The following is an 18,510-nucleotide window of genomic DNA, read 5'->3' as shown; positions in this document are numbered from 1 at the left end:
GATATGATGGCGGATGAGCAATTTACTGACAGCGGATTTTGGAACAAGATCAAACTCTTTAGCCGTCAAGCAGGTAGAGAGGTCATCGAGCGGGCACTATGGCTTTATTATGCAGCGCAACAACCCAATACGCCTAAGTGGGCTAAGTCAGTCATCTACGGCGCTTTAGCGTATTTTGTTTTGCCTTTAGATGCGATTCCCGATCTGACTCCTTTAGTTGGCTTTACCGATGATTTAGGTGCCCTTGCCGCTGCCCTGACTATGGTGACCTTATATATCGATGATGAAGTGAAATCCCTTGCGGCGGATAAACTCGCACTGTGGTTTGGAGATAAGCCGAGCGAACCTAAGACTTAAACCTATTGCGAACGCAATTGCCTAAGTGATGCAAAATTGTGCTAAAAATATGATTTCATTAAGAGTCGTTGATTTGGTTTTGACTGAGATTTTCTGGGGTAAAAATATTTTTTTGCAAATGTTTCACTATTGCTTGATTGCGCTATATGCTAGCGCTGTTTTGTAAACCCCTTGTGTTTGTTTAGGCAGATAAATGAAAAATATTATGGTAGTGATCCTATGGCTTTTAGGTGTCTCTGCCGCTACCCCCGCGTTTGCCGATGAGGCCTCTCCGGAACAACTCGCCCGTCTTTACCTCGATTTTATGGCACAGAATAGTCGCCAGAGCGAAGCTTTGTGGCCCGGTTTTCGCCTTGAAGATAAAGTACACCTCTTTAGTTATGGTGGTAATGTCTGGCTTCGACAGCCTGGTGGCGAAATAATCCAAGATAACAGTGTGTTAGAGTCGGTCAATCTGCACTCGGGTCTATCGGTGAGTTTCGGCTTTCCGCAATATAATGGCCAGCCAGGCGTATTGATCCAGCTCGAAGTGCCGAACATCCAATTTACTCGCGACACTAAGCCAACGGATTTAGCTTTTTTAATCTGGGCGAGCAATGGCTTGCATGAAGCCTTCCATTTTTATGCCCAATCCGAATGGCGAGTATTAGAAGACGGTAAGCGTTATGAGGGTGAGGTCTTTCCGCTCAACTTCGATGCTCGCTATTATCGTTTACAGTTATTTGATGCCTTAATGGCGGCGCTGGCACAACCTGAACAACAGTCATTACATCTTAGCTATGCAGCCTATTGGTTGCAGCAATGGCGCCAAATTGCGCCGAATGAAGATCGAGTCGGTTACATCAATGATCTTGTTGAAGGCAGCGCTAAGTACGTGGAATTGGCCGCTGGTGCGCGTGTGTTGAGTCAAAATCAAACTTTACTTGGTTATCAGCAAATACTGACAAAATATGTGTATGACTATTATCAACAGCAGAAGATGTGGGTTGGTTGGACGGCTGAGGCGGCAAATATTGGCGCTCTGGCGGGCATATTGTTGGATAGCACTCAAGACCCTTATGTATGGAAAGAGTCGGTCATGTCGGGTATGTTGCCTGTGGATTTACTACTGAACCGCGTAAAGCCAGTATCCCCGTTAGACAAGAAAGACACTAAACAAAAGAAACAGCTGCAGGAGATGCTAGCGTATTACCCTGCCACTCAAGCAAAACTGTCTCAATTGTTGTTGAATGTGCAGGATCCAAAAGTGCCGTTATTGGTTATGCCGAGCGTGAGCGATAGTAGCAGTTTTATTGATGTGGGTGACGTACGTTCTGGCTTTTATGTAGTGCCCTATCAAGAGGAAATGACTCAAGCTTATTTAGGGATGAGCGCGCAATTTAGTAACTTGTCAGTGAGTGGCAGTCCATTACTCGATGTTCCAGTACAAAATTTTTGTGAGGGCATTGAGGCGGCAACTCTGTTACCTTTAGCATTCCCCTTTCAGCGTGAGGGTCAGTATCTGGTATTCAACGAAACGGAAGTCCATGGAACTATTAGGGTTTCTGCGAGTGTTGTTGATGGAAGAACCCTCTACTGTGCGATGAATTAATAATGAGAAAAAATCAGCTCGAATTTACCTACATGCGTGGCATTGCGATTATCTTTATCGTGCTTGGCCACAGTATTTACAACTCTGGTGAAGGTTTCCCGCTGTTGCTGGAAAATCTATTGCGTGGTGGCACGGCGTTATTTGTGTTTATCTCGGGATACTTTTTCCATCGCATTTTTTATAAGGATTTCGACTACAGCAAGTTTATGAAGAACAAAGTACAAAACGTACTTTATCCTTTTTTAGTTGTGTCATTGATTGGTCTATTTTGTTTGTGTTTGCGCTGGATATTTATGGAGCATCAGCCGCTCGATAATGTCTTGCTGAGTATTTTTTATACTGTGCGTAACGGTTATATTCTGTATCCGCACTGGTACATTCCCTTCATCATGGCGGTGTTTTTATTCTCGCCGATTTTTTTATGGTTTATCCGTTGCTCGCAGCAGATGCGTTGGACACTATTTGTACTGAGCTGTGTGGTAGCGATTCTATTGCATAGACCTATAGGTAACGTCAATTTCATCCACTCAGTCGTGTATTTTGTACCTTTCTACTTGATTGGTATTTTATATTCGCAAGATGAACATATTGTGACGCGCTTTGGCTCTATTTTCACCGCACTAGCGATGATTTTTTTAGTGGTGAGCTTAGTCGAACAAACTTACATAGTGCAGCATATTGGTAACTATCATAAGGCACCGTTTGATTACAACGGTATCGATTGGCAGTTTATTCAGAAACTTTGTTTATGTGTATTAGTACTGAATTTCTGTGAATGGTTGTCGGGACGAAGTCGTTTGCCTTGGTTAGTCGAAGTCGCTGAGATGAGTTTTGCAATTTTCTTTATTCATCCACTCTTCGATATGCTATTTAACACAGCTGCAACCGTAATGCGTTTCCGCTTTCCACCAGGTTCTGCTGTGACTAGCGTGCTCTTTTCCGCTGGGATTTTCATTTTCATGATGGTAGGCAGTATTATGACGGCTCGCTTTATCAAAAAGCGTCTGGGTAATCGATCGCGTACTTATATCGGCTGGTAATCACTTGGCTTATCATCACTAACACTAGGTGAAATTCAGTTTGAATTTATTTCCTAGTGTTAGGGTGTTTTTCATCTAAAAAAGTGGAGAACATAATGAATCCCAACATTACCATACCGAGCCTCGGGCTCATCAGTTTGTCTTTTATCGCGTTGCCATCCATCGCCGCTCAAGTTGAGTCGCTATCCACCAAGACGCAGAATACTTTTTTCGCACAAATTGCGGCCCATTGTGGCCAAGCCTTTGCGGGAAAAGTGGTATCGGGTGACAGTGCCGATTCGGCCTTTAGCGGCAAGTCGTTAATTATGCACGTGCGTGAATGTAGCGACACTGAGCTTAAGATCCCGTTCCATGTGGGTGATGACCACTCGCGTACTTGGGTGCTGACTAAAACGCAGCAAGGGCTTAAGTTGAAGCACGACCATCGCCATCAGGATGGAAGTGAAGATGCTGTGACCATGTATGGCGGCGACACTATGAATGATGGGACAGTACAGAAACAGTCATTTCCCATTGATAGGGAATCTATCGATAACTTCGTCAAGAATGGACTCACTCAGTCGATTACCAATGTGTGGCACATGGAAATTACGCCAACGATTTTTAGTTACCAACTCACGCGAGAACAACGCAATTTTAAAGTCGATTTTGATCTTACCCAGCCAGTAGCATTACCACCCAAACCTTGGGGACACGACTAGTGTTGTTATTAAGCTAGCTCAAAATGGTGTTCATCACCTGCTTATGTTGCCCGTTTATGTGGATAACGACACTACACGGGCTCAGCCTCGCATCAAATCCAGTCAAATCGTTGTGACATCCTCGCCAGCAAACCCTAGTGCGGTAAGTTCTTCATCTAGTATCACTGCTATGTAATGACGCCATTAACTGGCAATAAGCCAATAAGCCAATAAGCCAATAAGTCCATTATGTCTAAAAGGATTAATAATAGTTTTTTTCAGTTTTAAGTGTTCTTTTTATTCATTTTATTGTGTTGCGGAATACTAGAATTGCGGTTCATTTAATACTTAATTTTTATGGATAAACAAGATGGTTATACCTAAAAATAGGTATTTATGTCTTGAGGATAATTTTTTAAATATTCACCTAAATTAAACATAAATCTGAGATTTAAACCGGATTTAATCACTACTTCTGCTAATTTATAGTCTAGGCTAGAAAAGTGCAGTTGAAAGATGGTGCACCTAGGTCTAGACTGAAAAATTAAAGGACTGATTCACTAATGATTATAAAGTTAAGTGACCCAAAGGGAAGAGGTGAACTATGCGCTTTTATATGGCAAGACAGCCTATACTGAATAGAAATAAAAACGTTGTTGCTTATGAGTTGCTCTTTAGAAATAGCCGGGATAACTATTTCCCACAGGGTGTTACAGACAATGTTGCTACAGCTAAAGTGTTTGTAAATAGTTATTTAAGTATGGATCTAGAGGATTTAACCGAAGGGAAGCCAGCATTAATTAATTTTCCATCTCATTTCTTGCGAGACCATTTATTATACATGTTCCCATACAAAAATATTATTGTTGAGGTATTGGAAACTGTTAGCCCAAGCGAGGATAACTTTATTTTAATTAAAGAGTTATTTAACTTGGGTTATTATCTTGCTTTAGATGACTTTGTTTATTCTCCTGAGTGGGAACGTTTTTTTCCTTTTTTTAAACTTATAAAAATTGATATAATTTCAACGCCTTTGGATAGTGTTTCTCATCTGATCCCTAAATTTAGACAGTATAATTTAAAACTACTTGCAGAGAAAGTTGAAACATTGGAAGAGTATAGGCTAGCTAAGTCACTCGGTTTTGATTATTTTCAAGGTTATTATTTTTATAAGCCAGAACTCATAGAGGGGAGTGAAATAGGTGCTACACAACATTTTGTTATGTCTATTTATAATGAGGTTTTTAAGTCTGATTTTAGTTATAAAAAACTTGAAAATTATTTTTCTCAAGATTTAGATCTTACTTATAAATTACTAAGATATGTCAATTCAAGTCAGTTTGAGCATGTGAATGAATTTACCTCTATTAAGCAGACTATGGTTTTTTTAGGTGAAAATAAACTTCGTAAGTTTGTAAGTCTCATTATTTTGGCTGAACTTAACCCCAATAAACCAGTTGTGTTAATTAATAATACTATAATCAGGGCTCGGTTATGTGAAGAGTTAATATCATTAATGGGATTTCCTTTGTTGAAAGAGTCAGCATTTTTGACTGGATTATTATCTACTTTAGATGCCATTTTAGATAAACCGATGAACAGAGCGATAGAGCCGCTTCCTCTTGAACAGCAAATAAAGCGTGCTTTACTTAATAATCATGGATACCTAGCTCATTGTTTACAACTTACTCTGGCGTATATGGAAGGTGATTGGGTTACTGTCGATTATTTCATTGATAATTATAATATTGATCCTGAGAGGCTCATCTCAGCGTGTGATAAAGTGTATAGCTGGTTTAATCAGTATAAAAATTCAGTTCAGTAGTAATGAATGCTAGTTTGCAATAAGGATATGCGATGATGAATGGTATTGATTTAGACTTGTTTGATTCTTGTGCATTTATGTTATCACCTGAGGTGGAGTGGTTCGGCGAGAATCAAATTTTCTCAAATAATAATTTTTTAAAAAATGCCAAGAAAAAAATAATTCAGCATTTTGAAAAGATTAAACAGAATATCACGCCTAATGAATGCTTAATGATAGGAAGTAACTGTTTAAAGTTTAGCCTATTAAAGATGGCAAATAAAAATTTTATTGTGCTCTGTGTTGTAGAGCATGATGCGTCAATAACAAAAAATTTCGAGTATAGCCAATTTAGGTGTGAGAATCCTGCGGGTGATGACTCTAGATATCAGGAAATTACTTCAGATGGTGTTCTTGTCGTAAATAGTCTTGGTAATATTGATTTTATTGGTGGCGGGGTTAAATACCTTTTCCCATATTTACATTTTTATAATTATATTGGCAAGTCATTTTTTAGTTTAATTCAAGATATTGTTAGCTATGAGGTTGTTGGTAGAGATAATTATAGAATTATGAAGTGGTTTAGATATAAATGTGCAACTAATAAAAAAATATGTCTATCTTTTAAAACTAAATCAGGGTTGTATTTTGAGTATAGAGATTTCTTCCTTGATGATGGAACTCGATTTGGGTTAATTATAGATGAATCTAAACGATATGAGAAAGAAAAAGTATTAATAGAGAAATGTTCAGAGCTGGAACAATTTAATAGCTTTCAAAGTGATTTTATTGCCACTCTAGGTCACGAGATTAGAACACCATTAAATGCAGTGCTAGGCTTAATTGAGCTCAGTTTAGGTAATGTAAGGGCACAGGATAAGAAGTTATTATCTGTCGCATTCAGTACTTCAAAACAAGTTTTATTACTCATTAATAGTATGTTGGATTTTAAAAAGACAAATGAGAGTAGTGCAGATGCTAAAAATGACTCGGTAGATGTTAGGTTGTTAGGCGAATCTGTTGTTGATGCGTTTAGCCTTCAAGCAGATAAAAAAGACATTAATTTAGACTTTTTTATGCCATTAAATTTTAATTGTAGAGTTATTTGTGATGAAGTTAAACTAAATCAAGTTATCTATAATTTAATTTCTAATTCAATTAAGTTTTCCAATAAAATTGACTCGTCGATTCTATTAGACGTAGAAGTTCTGGAACAGTCATTCGAAAATGTAAAACTAAAGTTTTCTGTTATTGATAATGGTATCGGTTTGACTGAAGAGGAACAATCAAAAGTGTTCGGTAAGTATGAGCAGGCATCATCAAATTCTTACCGTCAGTATGGTGGTGTTGGCTTAGGGCTATACATAAGTAAAAGTATATGTCGTTCAATGGGAAGTGACCTTCAGGTTATTAGTCGTATCGGTGATGGTAGCGTTTTCTATTTTGTTATTGATTTTTCTTTAGATAGTCACTTTACGGCACCTGATGTAAGCGACTCCTATCGTTCTGATATTGATGCTTCAGTAACAGCATATACTAACAGTCCCATTTTTCACGAATCAGTTTCAAGATATTCCAAAGAGCTTGATTTCGAGTTGCTATATTTACCAAGTAATGAATTACTGGAATTTGAAACTGAAAGCTCAATACTTTTTATTGACTTGAATCAAAATGATATTATCTCAAAGAATGAATTTGTAACTAGTCTTTTTACAAGAAAAGAAAGAGTTGTGGAGTTAAGGCGAGTGTCACTTTCTAAGTCTAATTCCGACTACGAAGTGATTTCATATCCACCACTCAGAATTCAATCAGTAACTGATTTTGTTAATGTTAAAAATTATTTGAATATTATTGACGAGCAGACCTCGGATAGTGCTGATTATAGTAATATTAGTGTGTTAGTTATTGATGATTGTCAAGAAAACTTATTTGTCATCGAAAAGCAGTTACTATCTGTTGGAGTCATAGTTTCCTGTGTTCAAGATCCGATGCAAGCCATTGAGCTTTTTAAGACAAATAAATTTAATGTCGTTATTTCTGATGTGATAATGCCAACTATATCGGGCTCAGACCTCATTGGCGTCATTAGAGAAGTTGAAGGATATCGGGAATTAGCGCCATCGATTATTGTGATGTTGACCGCTGATCATGGCGACATATGTAAAGATGAATGTTTGCAGGCTGGAGCAAATCGCGTACTTGTAAAGCCTCTGACGTTGAATGATTTGATTGGCCTTTTAGATGAAGTAAAAGTCACTTTGTCAAATAATGCAAGTTTAAAAAAGTCTACAGTTAAATCTGATAATACTTCTTTTGATAATAGTTTTTTCTGTTGTGATGAAACACCGCAGGAATTAGTAGACATCTTACAGATAGTCAACTTATCAGATATATATAATTTTGTAGGTGAAGATATAAGCGATGAAGAGTTATCTATTTTTTTAGAGCAATATTACAGTAATTTACTTGTTAAGCGTGAAACATTAAGGTCTGCAATTGTGGATAATGAACTTCGTATTATTACTGCAATTAGCCATACCCTTAAAAGTAATTCTCTTTACATAGGAGCAAAAAAATTAAATTTATCTTGCCAAGAACTAGAGCGTGTTTCGCGTAACAATGCTATTGATTACAAAGTTATCTTAAAATGTTGGCAAGAGGTTGATGATGATTTATTTGCGTTAATTGAGTTTTTTATGCAAAGGAGTAATGCTAGTGGATAGAGTCAATTTTGAGCATATCGTTCTCTATACGAACGACCAAGATAATGATAGATTATTGATAAGTGTTCTAATTCGTCACTTTTCTCGTATTCATGTGATTAAAACGAATGCTGAGCTTGTTGAGCAAATCAAACAATCAACCCCAAAAGTGATTCTTGTTGCTGCTGAAACTTTACAAGAAACTTTACTTATTTATTACGAAGCCATAGAGGAATTGCTGGCTGTAGAAATATGTGAGCATGCCGTTGTTTCTCTTATTCCAAAACATCAAGAAAGAGAAGCGTACGAGGCTTACCGTAGTGGTGTGATTAATGATTATTTAATCGCTAGGCCAATGTATGAAGTACATAGAGCAATTATAATATGTACACATTTATTGCGGGAAATTGGGTTGAGAGGAAAATATAAAAAAGTAGAAGAGTTTGTAAATGTACAAGATAACTACTCTTCGCATATCAAGGAGATTGTCCTTAAAGGTGTTCAGCGCAAGAAGGATTTAGAACATAGCTTTGAATTAAGTTTGATTGAAATCGAGCAATCATTAGATAAGGCAGAAGCGCACCTTGCAAGTAATAGAACCGCTGAGTTAGATCTGGCTTCATTGAAGAAGATATTATCATTTATTCGTTCTAATGAAATTAGACCAGCTTTGTTGAAACTGCAAAGTAAGGCGTTGCACTTACTTGAACTTGTTGTTACTGATGTATCAAATGTGGCGACGGTCGCAGAAGCCCCTTTGCCAGAACAGGAGCATATTGAGGTTAGCAACAAGGCAGCTCCAACCGTGCCTGATACTAAATACACGTTTAATCGATTGTATTCGGAGTCAAAAAATTCTCTTGTATCAGTTGAAGTTCCTGTAGTGCCAAAGATGTTAATTGTTGAGGATGATCACATTAGTTTGAATTTAACTATTATGCTTCTTAGAACGTATGCCATTGAACTTGATACATCATTGTCTGGACGTATGGCGTTAGATTTACTTTCTAAGAAAAAATATGACGTTATTTTAATGGACATAAATCTTCCTGATACTAATGGGTTTTATATTATTAACCACATTAATAAGTCTAATGGAATAAATGCAATTACGCCCATTGTTATGTTGACAGGGAATAAAAATAAGTCATCAGTTCAGCAGGCAATAGCTGCAGGAGCTAAAGGTTACATTATCAAACCACTATATAAGGATTCGATAATCAAGCTTTTTAGGAAGTATGATATTCCATTGCATTTGCGATAGTTCTATAGACAGGGGGTTCAATAGTGCTTGTATATTTTTAGTCTCACAGGTATGGGCCTATATCCTTACCCGTAATATCTACCTTTTTAGGTATTTAAATTGTTGGGTTTTTATGTTGTACATTGTTCTTTGGGGTTTTTATTAGATTATACTGATGTTTTTTAAGTTATAGTCTTTAGCTTAAATATGATGTTCATCTGTGGAATGACCACCTATTGTTGGCTGGCGTTAGTGCCAATCATAGATCAAGGGAGTCGTTTTGATGGCGCTAGTTGTGATGGAGTTAGGATGGTTGACAATACTGTACATAATCATAAATCTCGGACTCAATATATTATTTTAGCTGTGGCTATTTATGCGCTTGCGGCGCTTGGATGGATCTTTTTATCCGATCAATTGTTGCTTGTATTTACGGACACAGAAACTGTGTTTCGTTTATCCCTCGCTAAAGGTTTTTTCTTTGTATTTACCAGTGCCTTTATCCTACTTTTTGTTCTGAATGCCGTTCCTGACCGTCATAATGCTCCATCGGGTAATTTGCTTGAAATAACCTTTGCTCGCTCTGTAGCGATAAGTAATATCTCATGGCTTAAATACATTGCGATATTGAGTTTTACGCTGATAACGCTATGGTTTGCCAATTCACTTTCAACTGAGCAGCACCAGCGTTTACTATTGCTGATTTTTATGTTGCCCATTTCATTAAGCGCTATTGGTGGCGGATTCGCCCCCGGATTAGTCGCGACATGTCTCTCTGTTCTGTGTGTCTATTATCTTCATCCAACCGCCAATAGTCTCGACAATATTCATTCGGTAGATTGGTTACAGCTTATTAGTCTAAGTGTTTACGGCATAGTGATCAGTGCACTAAGCGGCTATTTACGTGCCTCATTACAGAAATTGGATGTGAATCATCAACTGCTCGATTCTGTGGTTTCTCAAACAACCGATGGTATTTTTGTGAAGGATTTGGCGGGGCGTTACATCTTGGTCAACCAAGGTGCCGCTACCTTTGTCGGCAAGAGTATGAGTGACATCTTGGGCAAAGATGACACTGATATTTTTGATGCTGACTCTATTGATATTATCCAAGAAAAAGATCGCACTGTATTAGTGTCCGGAATGGTCACCACACATAAAGAGTATTTACATATTCAGGGTGAAGCAGCCATTTTTCAAGTGACCAAAGGTCCTGTGTTTGACGCTCAAGGTGCAATTTGTGGCTTATTTGGAATAGCAAGGGATGTGACGACTCAAGAAAAAAATGCTGAACATTTACTCATTAGTGAGTTGGGATTAAAACAAGCACAACAATTATCAGGGATTGGCAGTTGGGAGTGGGATTTAGTTACTGATTCGCATACTTGGTCTGAACAGGTTTTTGTGATTTATGGCTTGCCATATAAAGAAGCCGCCCCTTCGATAGAACAAGTGCAGAAATTATTTACTCCTGAGAGTTGGCAAGCGTTAAGTACGCTGGTGATGCGATGTGTGCATACGGGAGAAGAGTATGAATGCGAAGCTGAGTTGCTAGATCCTAATCGTGCCCATCGTTGGATTATGGCTAGGGGTCAAGCACAGCGTGATCCGCACGGTAAGATATTTAAATTGCACGGTACAGTGCAAGATATTACCCATGCGCGACAGCTTCAACAACAACTAGCGGCTCAAACAGCACAATTGCAAAGGGTTATTCAAGGTTCTGAACAAGGATTCTGGGACTGGAATGCTGTTACTGGAGAAGTGCAAATCAGCCCAAGATTTGAAGCCATTTTGGGATATCAAGCTGGCGAGATGAAGCTGACGGTTAATAATTGGCGTCAATATGTGTATGTCGAAGATGTGCAAAATATAGAGCAACAGGTTCTACAGCATCTCATCCATAAAACAAGCAGTATAGAGTTGGAAGTGCGCTGCATTAAAAAGACTGGCGAGCTGTGCTGGATATTGTGTAAGGGGCGGGTCGTTGAAGAGGATAGTCAAGGTCGAGCGTTGATGATTTCGGGAACCCAAGCCGATATCACGTTATTAAAGACCCATGAGACTGAGTTAGATCGCGTGGCAAATTATGATGCACTTACAGGATTACCAAATCGTCGCTTACTTTTAGACCGTTTTCAGCAAATGATTGCCCATGTTCAACGTAATGGCAGTCTCTGTGCCGTGTGTTTTATGGACCTTGACGGGTTTAAGGTGATCAATGATCGTTATGGCCATGAGGTTGGTGACCAACTGTTGATCGCGATTGCAAATAATGTGTCTGTGGTGATTCGGCAGCAAGATACGTTGGCCCGGGTAGGAGGCGATGAGTTCGTTATCTTATTTGAGATGATGTCTGAGGAAGAATGTACTCAAGTACTATTACGAATACTGGCGGCGGTCGATCAGCCGATATTAATCGGTGATTTAAATCTTTGTTTAACGGCTTGTATTGGCGTGAGTTTGTATCCAGAGGATAACGTTGACCCCGACATTTTATTGCGCCATGCCGACCAAGCCATGTATATGGCAAAATCGGCAGGTAAGAATCGTTTCCAAATGTTTGATCCTGACATTGATCGTAACATTATTGCTCGGAGAACTTGGTTAGAAGAACTTAAGTCAGCTTTTGAACGTCATGAATTTGTGATGTTTTACCAACCAAAAGTGAATCTCGCTACCGGTAAAATTATTGGTGCGGAAGCCTTAATTCGTTGGCGTCATCCACTGCGAGGTATAGTCGGTCCGAGTGAGTTTTTACCGGATATTGCAGGCAGTGATCTTGAAATTGCTTTAGGTGAATGGGTTATCAATACTGCAGTAGCACAATGGCAGAATTGGCAACAGAGTGGTCGCCCGATAGCAGTAAGTATTAACGTAAGCGCTCGGCAGCTATTGGCTGAACACTTTAGCGCGTTCTTAAAATCGACGTTAATGCAATATCCCGATTTGACGGCCTCGGATCTAGAATTGGAAATTTTAGAGAGTGCCGCCATTGAAGATATGACATTGGCAATTGAGATCCTTCAGGAATGTAAGCGTTTGGGTGTCCATTTTTCCCTAGATGATTTTGGTACAGGTTATTCGTCGTTAACGTATTTACGCCAATTACCCATATCGACGATAAAAATTGATCAGAGTTTTGTGCGAGGTATGCTCGATAGCGAAGATGATTGGCGTATCGTGGAGGGTGTTATCCGCTTAGCGTCAGTATTTAATCTTAATGTGATTGCTGAAGGTGTTGAAACCATTGCCCATGGTAAAAGTTTAGCTGAATTGGGCTGCCAATTGTGCCAAGGCTACGGCATTGCTCGGCCTATGCCTGTAGAGGAGTTTGCTCTTTGGTACGATGAATGGCCATCGCAATATCAACAGATTAAACATGAATTCAAGCAAATGGACGAATTGCATCTTTAATAGCAAGTTACAGAGAGTTTTTAGCTGGCTTTAAGGATTTAGGTGCTCACTCGTGTATTTGGAATGGACTTATTTGGCGTGATGGTTCTTATCTGGAGCAAAAGTTGGCGCTGGGCTAATCTTTTGCTCCATAGTTCAGAATACTTTTAGTGTTTAATCTATATTTCTTTTTGATTTACTCGGGTTGATAGCTCTGAAGCGCTTTCTTTGCGTTCGCTATATCGGTTCGTGAGGAAATTAACATTGCCCCTCAGGAGTAAAGTGAATTTCATCAATTCCTCCATAACATCAACTACACGATCGTAGTAAGGCGAAGGTTTCATTCGGCCTGCCTCGTCAAACTCTAACCAAGCTTTTGCGATTGAAGACTGGTTGGGTATGGTGAACATGCGCATCCATCGTCCCAATATACGCATTTGGTTTAGTGTGTTGAAGGACTGTGAACCACCACTCACCTGCATTATTGCTAATGTCTTACCTTGTGAAGGCCGGACAGCACCTTCAGCCAAAGGGATCCAATCGATTTGAGCTTTCATAATACTGGTCATCGCACCGTGGCGTTCTGGTGAACACCACACCATACCTTCGCACCAACGTACCATTTCTCTTAGTTCCATGACTTTGGGATGACTGTCAGGCGCATCATCAGGAAGTGGAAGTCCAGAAGGGTTAAAAATACGCACCTCTGCGCCCATGTGTGTTAATAGTCGAGCGGCTTCTTCCGTCGTCAGTCGGCTATAGGAGCGCTCTCGTACTGAGCCATAAAGCATCAGTATTCTAGGCGGATGGGTTAAAGGAGTTAGATTAAAACAGTCCATATCCATATTATTAACCATTAATTCTTGTTTGAGCGCTGGCATATCGTGGTTTAGTGGTTTCATGTGCGAACTCTTTGTCCCTGTTCATTAATGATGATTTCGCCATCTTCTTTGGTGAAAGGGCCTTGTTGTGCTTTGGTTAAAATATCAAGCACTGTCTCAGATGGGCGACAGAGTTTTGTGCCTCGCGGCGTAACGACGATAGGACGGTTAATTAAAATGGGATAAGTCAGCATAAAGTTAACCAGTTCTTCATCAGTAAATGTGTCTTCAGAAAGTCCTAGTCGTTCAAATGGTTCAACATTGTTGCGTAACAATGAACGCACAGAGATTTTCATCTCATTAATTAAATTAAGTAATTCATTGCGGGAGGGTGGCGTTTCTAAGTAGTGGATGATTTGGGGTTCGACTCCACTATTACGGATCAATGCTAAAGTGTTGCGCGATGTACCACAGGCTGGATTGTGGTAAATCTTAATGCTGTCATCAATCATATTAGTCATAACATGTCTCTGATAAATAATCGCTTATAAATTTATCCATAGGCACTAAACAGATGCTCTAGTGCCCATGGACGAAGATTAGAAGGAGAGGCGCAGTGCCAGTGCCGCTAGGGTGACAAATAGCACAGGTAGCGTCATCACTATGCCGACGCGGAAATAATAACCCCAGGTAATATTAATATTTTTCTGCGCCAGTACATGCAGCCATAGCAGGGTTGCTAAACTGCCGATGGGGGTGATTTTAGGACCTAAATCGCTACCAATCACGTTAGCGTAAATCATGGCTTCTTTAATCACGCCGGTGGCATTGCTACCGTCTATCGACAGGGCGCCAATTAACACCGTTGGCATGTTGTTCATGATGGACGATAAAAAGGCGACCAAGAAGCCTGTGCCCATAGTGGCAGCCCAAAGCCCTTGTTCTGCCAAGCTATTTAATACGCTTGATAGGTAATCGGTTAAGCCTGCGTTGCGAAGACCATAAACCACTAGATACATGCCTAATGAAAAGATCACTATCTGCCAGGGCGCGCCGCGAAGTACCTTAGTGGTATCTATGGCATGGCCTTTTTTCGCGACAATAAACAGGATCAGGGCACCCACGGCAGCGACTAAACTCACGGGCACACCGAGGGGTTCTAAGCCAAAAAAGCCCACCAAGAGTAAGACTAATACTCCCCAACCGGTTTTAAAGGTTTGAGGGTCGCGAATGGCGGTCTTAGGTTCGCGCAGTTTTTGCAAGTCGTAGGTCGCGGGAATATCTTTGCGGAAAAACAGATGCAGCATGACTAAGGTGGCACTAATAGCTGCAATATCGACGGGCACCATCACAGAGGCGTATTCGTTAAAACCTATGTTGAAGAAGTCTGCTGAAACAATATTGACTAGGTTAGAGACAATTAACGGCAAACTTGCGGTATCGGCAATAAAACCCGCCGCCATCACAAAGGCTAAGGTTGCTCCGGCGCTAAAGCCCAGAGCCAGTAACATCGCAATTACGATCGGGGTGAGGATCAGCGCCGCGCCATCATTGGCGAACAATGCGGCAACAGTAGCGCCGAGTAACACTATGTAAGTAAAGAGTAAACGGCCACGACCTTTGCCCCAACGGGCCACATGTAGCGCGGCCCATTCGAAAAATCCCGACTCATCTAATAATAAACTGATGATGATCACGGCAATAAAGGTGGCGGTCGCATTCCAGACAATATTCCATACCACAGGAATATCCCCTAAGTGGACCACACCCAGTAGTAGGGCCAATACGGCGCCCAAGGTAGCACTCCAACCTATGCCTAACCCCTTAGGTTGCCAAATTACTAACACTATGGTGAGAACAAAAATTGCCCCTGCTAACCACATACCAGCTCCTCAAAGAGTAGAGATTGTCTACCCGTAACCATAAAATAATGCCCTCACCTAACGATATTGTCGGTGGGTTTGAATGATTTTTTATATGTGAATTTTCGTATATATCTTAGTGTTGAACACTATACTTAAATACCATTTTGGCTAATGCGTGAAACTTAAGGTGATCTTATATACGGATATTTACATATATGAAAATTCGTATATATTGTACAAGGTCTTTCCAAAAGATCCATAGCCATGAAAAACGAGTGTTGTTTCTTACCGCTCACAGCTTGCTGTTTGAATGAACCTTTAGGAAAGTTAACAAAAGGATCAAAATGTTTGTATTAGTTCAGTCTAGGGGCATCAATGATTAATCCAACCCAGTTTTTTAAATGTTTAGCCGATGAAACCCGCTTGCGTTGCATGATGTTGATACAGCAAGAGGGGGAGCTCTGTGTCTGTGAATTGACCGAGGCATTGCAAGAGACCCAGCCTAAGATTTCGCGACATTTGGCCCAATTACGTAAATGCGGTTTATTAGTTGATCGCCGTCAGGGGCAATGGATTTTCTATCGTATCAATAATGACTTACCCGAATGGAGTCAGTTAGTGTTGAGTGAAGTTACCAACCAAAACACTGTATTCCTTGAAGAAAATATGCGTAATTTGTGCAAGATGGGCGGGCGTCCTGACCGTGCTAAAGCTTGCTGCTAGAAGACTAGCAGCAAAAATTTAACCTCAAATATACGTTTTTTCATATGTTTACGTGTCTAAAGTTTTGCTTAATATTAAGGTGGCGTAACAATGCTGCAAATATTTTCAGATTTAGCGAGCTGGTTAACTTTTGATTTGATGGGCTTAGAGCCCAATACTAAGCTCGCCGACGCCATCCATTTTTTTATTGAAGATACCACTAAGATTTTTGCGCTCCTGTTGCTGATGATTTATGGCATCGCTTTGGTGCGGGCCTCGCTCAATGTCGAGCGTGTTCGGGATTACTTGGCGGGTAAAAATCGTTTTGTCGGTTACGTTATGGGATCGGGTTTTGGCGCTGTTACCCCATTCTGCTCATGTTCGAGTATTCCGGTTTTTTTAGGTTTCACTTCCGCGGGGATCCCCGTTGGGATCACTATGGCATTTCTGATCACTTCGCCGTTAATTAATGAAGTTGCCGTTCTGTTGCTTGTGAGTCTGCTGGGCTGGCAGTTCACTGTGATATACGTGCTAGTCGGCATGTCAGTGGGTATGTTGGCGGGGGCATTTTTAGACACGATTCGCGCTGAGCGTTGGCTGCAATCCTTTGCCGCCAAAGCACTCGAGCAAGGTCAGGCGCAAGCAAGTCGCGATAATAGCGAGGGTATGACATCGACATCCATGACGTTAACCGAGCGACATGAATTTGCGAAAGGCGAGACCCTAGAGATTTTTGGCCGAGTGTGGAAATGGGTCATTATTGGGGTTGGGCTTGGCGCCGCACTCCATGGATTTGTGCCTGACGGTTGGATCGAAGCCCACTTAGGCGATGGTCAATGGTGGTCGGTTCCTGCGGCGGTATTGATTGGTATTCCTCTGTATTCCAATGCCACAGGGGTTATTCCTATCATGGAGAGCCTTATCACTAATGGCTTGCCCGTAGGGACGACATTAGCATTTTGTATGTCTACGGTTGCCGCCAGTTTTCCCGAGTTCATTTTGCTCAAGCAGGTGATGCAATGGCGTTTGCTGGCCATCGTTTTTGCCATTTTATTGATTTCATTCACCTTAATCGGTTGGATCTTTAACGCTATAGGTCCCATTCTGTGAGAATTATAAAAATGTTAAACATCAAAGTATTAGGTAGCGGATGCGCTAAATGCACTAAAACCGCTGAGATCATTACGGCCATTGCCAACGAGAAGGGCATCAACGCGGCTATATCGAACAGATAACGCTTTAATCTTAAAAAATAATATAAAACACTTAATATAAAACTGAGTGTGAAGGATGCAGGTATGACAATCAAAATCGGGATAAATGGCTTTGGCCGTATGGGACGTTTAGCATTGCGCGCTGCTTGGGGCTGGGATGAGGTTGAATTTGTGCAGATTAATGATCCCGCAGGGGATGCGGCGACCTTAGCCCATTTGCTGACATTCGACTCTGTGCATGGTCGCTGGCAGTACGAAGCCAATGCCGAGGGCGATGACATTATTATCGATGACAAGCGTATTCGCTGTACACGCAATAAAACCATCGCGGAAACCGATTGGTCCGCCTGTGATGTTGTGATTGAAGCTTCGGGTAAGATGAAAACCAAAGCAGTGCTACAAGCTTATTTAGATCAAGGTGTTAAACGCGTTGTAGTCACTGCGCCTGTTAAAGAAGAGGGCGTGTTAAACGTTGTCATGGGAGTGAATCATCAACTCTATGACAAAGCTATTCATCCGATTGTGACTGCAGCCTCCTGTACTACTAACTGTTTGGCGCCAATCGTTAAAGTGATCCACGAAAACCTCGGCATAGTGCATGGTTCCATGACGACCATTCATGATATTACCAACACTCAAACTATTTTAGATGCACCGCATAAAGATCTCCGCCGTGCGCGGGCCTGTGGTTTAAGCCTTATCCCCACAACGACGGGCTCGGCGACGGCCATTACCCATATTTTCCCTGAACTCAAAGGTAAGCTCAACGGCCATGCGGTGCGGGTGCCATTAGCGAATGCCTCATTAACCGATTGCGTGTTCGAGGTGAGTCGCAAAACGACCGAAGCTGAAGTCAATCGCCTGTTAAAAGAAGCGGCAGACGGACCGCTAAAAGGCATTTTAGGTTATGAGGAACGCCCATTAGTCTCGGTCGATTATAAAACCGATCCGCGTTCGAGCATTATCGATGCGCTATCGACCATGATTATCAATGGCACTCAGGTCAAACTCTACGCTTGGTATGACAACGAGTGGGGTTATGCCAATCGCACCGTCGAACTGGCCCGCATGGTCGGTCTGATGGATAAGGCATAA

At 40.8% G+C, this 18,510-nt stretch carries 15 protein-coding genes; 12 read left to right on the top strand and 3 right to left on the bottom strand.

Features of this window, described 5'->3' with window-relative positions; genetic code table 11:
* Positions 1-6: 6 nt before the first annotated feature.
* The 8 genes from HQQ92_RS20590 (at position 7) to HQQ92_RS20555 (ending at position 12,834) form a co-directional block, all read left to right on the top strand.
* Positions 7-357 carry a YkvA family protein gene (locus HQQ92_RS20590; RefSeq protein WP_168826089.1) on the top strand — a complete coding sequence of 117 codons (351 nt, stop codon included), beginning with the start codon at positions 7-9 and terminating at the stop codon, positions 355-357.
* A gap of 193 nt (positions 358-550) precedes the next feature.
* A complete protein-coding gene (locus HQQ92_RS20585) occupies positions 551-1,948 on the top strand; it encodes a hypothetical protein (RefSeq protein ID WP_173248070.1) in 1,398 nt (465 codons plus the stop codon).
* A gap of 2 nt (positions 1,949-1,950) precedes the next feature.
* Positions 1,951-2,988 carry an acyltransferase gene (locus HQQ92_RS20580; RefSeq protein ID WP_105250503.1) on the top strand — a complete coding sequence of 346 codons (1,038 nt, stop codon included), beginning with the start codon at positions 1,951-1,953 and terminating at the stop codon, positions 2,986-2,988.
* A gap of 95 nt (positions 2,989-3,083) precedes the next feature.
* Positions 3,084-3,689: a hypothetical protein gene (locus tag HQQ92_RS20575; protein WP_105250502.1), complete on the top strand. Its 606-nt coding sequence runs from the start codon at positions 3,084-3,086 to the stop codon at positions 3,687-3,689.
* 583 nt (positions 3,690-4,272) lie between these two features.
* Positions 4,273-5,493: an EAL and HDOD domain-containing protein gene (locus tag HQQ92_RS20570; RefSeq protein ID WP_105250501.1), complete on the top strand. Its 1,221-nt coding sequence runs from the start codon at positions 4,273-4,275 to the stop codon at positions 5,491-5,493.
* Positions 5,494-5,525: 32 nt separating this feature from the next.
* Positions 5,526-8,195 (top strand): hybrid sensor histidine kinase/response regulator, encoded by a 2,670-nt coding sequence (locus tag HQQ92_RS20565; protein ID WP_173248068.1) that lies wholly within the window; start codon positions 5,526-5,528, stop codon positions 8,193-8,195.
* Positions 8,188-9,438, top strand: a complete 1,251-nt coding sequence (locus HQQ92_RS23955) for a response regulator (RefSeq protein ID WP_173248066.1) — start codon at positions 8,188-8,190, stop codon at positions 9,436-9,438. Before HQQ92_RS20565 ends, HQQ92_RS23955 begins: the two co-directional genes overlap by 8 nt.
* A gap of 288 nt (positions 9,439-9,726) precedes the next feature.
* On the top strand, positions 9,727-12,834 hold the full coding sequence (locus HQQ92_RS20555) for an EAL domain-containing protein (protein ID WP_173248064.1): 3,108 nt from the start codon (positions 9,727-9,729) through the stop codon (positions 12,832-12,834).
* Between the two features lie 158 nt (positions 12,835-12,992).
* Here HQQ92_RS20555 and arsH read toward each other — a convergent pair whose 3' ends face one another.
* The 3 genes from arsH to HQQ92_RS20540 form a co-directional block, all read right to left on the bottom strand.
* Positions 12,993-13,715, bottom strand: coding sequence for an arsenical resistance protein ArsH (gene arsH / locus HQQ92_RS20550; RefSeq protein ID WP_317629649.1), 723 nt, complete (start codon positions 13,713-13,715; stop codon positions 12,993-12,995).
* A complete protein-coding gene (arsC, locus tag HQQ92_RS20545) occupies positions 13,712-14,146 on the bottom strand; it encodes a glutaredoxin-dependent arsenate reductase (RefSeq protein WP_217272771.1) in 435 nt (144 codons plus the stop codon). Before arsC ends, arsH begins: the two co-directional genes overlap by 4 nt.
* Positions 14,147-14,233: 87 nt before the next feature.
* A complete protein-coding gene (locus tag HQQ92_RS20540; protein ID WP_173248059.1) occupies positions 14,234-15,517 on the bottom strand; it encodes an arsenic transporter in 1,284 nt (427 codons plus the stop codon).
* A 357-nt stretch (positions 15,518-15,874) separates the two neighbouring features.
* Here HQQ92_RS20540 and HQQ92_RS20535 point away from each other — a divergent pair, with 357 nt between their 5' ends.
* The 4 genes from HQQ92_RS20535 (at position 15,875) to HQQ92_RS20520 (ending at position 18,510) form a co-directional block, all read left to right on the top strand.
* The gene (locus HQQ92_RS20535) at positions 15,875-16,222 is read left to right on the top strand and encodes a metalloregulator ArsR/SmtB family transcription factor (protein ID WP_105250495.1); all 348 of its coding nucleotides are present in this window, start codon (positions 15,875-15,877) and stop codon (positions 16,220-16,222) included.
* Between the two features lie 90 nt (positions 16,223-16,312).
* A complete protein-coding gene (locus tag HQQ92_RS20530) occupies positions 16,313-17,311 on the top strand; it encodes a permease (RefSeq protein ID WP_173248056.1) in 999 nt (332 codons plus the stop codon).
* Positions 17,312-17,322: 11 nt separating this feature from the next.
* Positions 17,323-17,436 carry a thioredoxin family protein gene (locus tag HQQ92_RS20525; protein ID WP_173248055.1) on the top strand — a complete coding sequence of 38 codons (114 nt, stop codon included), beginning with the start codon at positions 17,323-17,325 and terminating at the stop codon, positions 17,434-17,436.
* Positions 17,437-17,499: 63 nt separating this feature from the next.
* Positions 17,500-18,510, top strand: a complete 1,011-nt coding sequence (locus HQQ92_RS20520; protein ID WP_173248052.1) for an ArsJ-associated glyceraldehyde-3-phosphate dehydrogenase — start codon at positions 17,500-17,502, stop codon at positions 18,508-18,510.

It is taken from the genome of Shewanella sp. DC2-4, assembly GCF_013248875.1.
Lineage (GTDB): Bacteria > Pseudomonadota > Gammaproteobacteria > Enterobacterales > Shewanellaceae > Shewanella > Shewanella oncorhynchi.
This window is presented reverse-complemented; position numbering and strand designations above follow the sequence as displayed.

What these genes read in the sequence shown, in the direction of transcription:
- HQQ92_RS20590 (WP_168826089.1), top strand. Translation starts at nt 7, where the DNA reads ATGGCGGATGAGCAATTTACTGACAGCGGATTTTGGAACAAGATCAAA.
- HQQ92_RS20585 (WP_173248070.1), top strand. Translation starts at nt 551, where the DNA reads ATGAAAAATATTATGGTAGTGATCCTATGGCTTTTAGGTGTCTCTGCC.
- HQQ92_RS20580 (WP_105250503.1), top strand. Translation starts at nt 1,951, where the DNA reads ATGAGAAAAAATCAGCTCGAATTTACCTACATGCGTGGCATTGCGATT.
- HQQ92_RS20575 (WP_105250502.1), top strand. Translation starts at nt 3,084, where the DNA reads ATGAATCCCAACATTACCATACCGAGCCTCGGGCTCATCAGTTTGTCT.
- HQQ92_RS20570 (WP_105250501.1), top strand. Translation starts at nt 4,273, where the DNA reads ATGCGCTTTTATATGGCAAGACAGCCTATACTGAATAGAAATAAAAAC.
- HQQ92_RS20565 (WP_173248068.1), top strand. Translation starts at nt 5,526, where the DNA reads ATGATGAATGGTATTGATTTAGACTTGTTTGATTCTTGTGCATTTATG.
- HQQ92_RS20555 (WP_173248064.1), top strand. Translation starts at nt 9,727, where the DNA reads ATGGTTGACAATACTGTACATAATCATAAATCTCGGACTCAATATATT.
- arsH (WP_317629649.1), bottom strand. Translation starts at nt 13,715, where the DNA reads ATGAAACCACTAAACCACGATATGCCAGCGCTCAAACAAGAATTAATG.
- arsC (WP_217272771.1), bottom strand. Translation starts at nt 14,146, where the DNA reads ATGATTGATGACAGCATTAAGATTTACCACAATCCAGCCTGTGGTACA.
- HQQ92_RS20540 (WP_173248059.1), bottom strand. Translation starts at nt 15,517, where the DNA reads ATGTGGTTAGCAGGGGCAATTTTTGTTCTCACCATAGTGTTAGTAATT.
- HQQ92_RS20535 (WP_105250495.1), top strand. Translation starts at nt 15,875, where the DNA reads ATGATTAATCCAACCCAGTTTTTTAAATGTTTAGCCGATGAAACCCGC.
- HQQ92_RS20530 (WP_173248056.1), top strand. Translation starts at nt 16,313, where the DNA reads ATGCTGCAAATATTTTCAGATTTAGCGAGCTGGTTAACTTTTGATTTG.
- HQQ92_RS20525 (WP_173248055.1), top strand. Translation starts at nt 17,323, where the DNA reads ATGTTAAACATCAAAGTATTAGGTAGCGGATGCGCTAAATGCACTAAA.
- HQQ92_RS20520 (WP_173248052.1), top strand. Translation starts at nt 17,500, where the DNA reads ATGACAATCAAAATCGGGATAAATGGCTTTGGCCGTATGGGACGTTTA.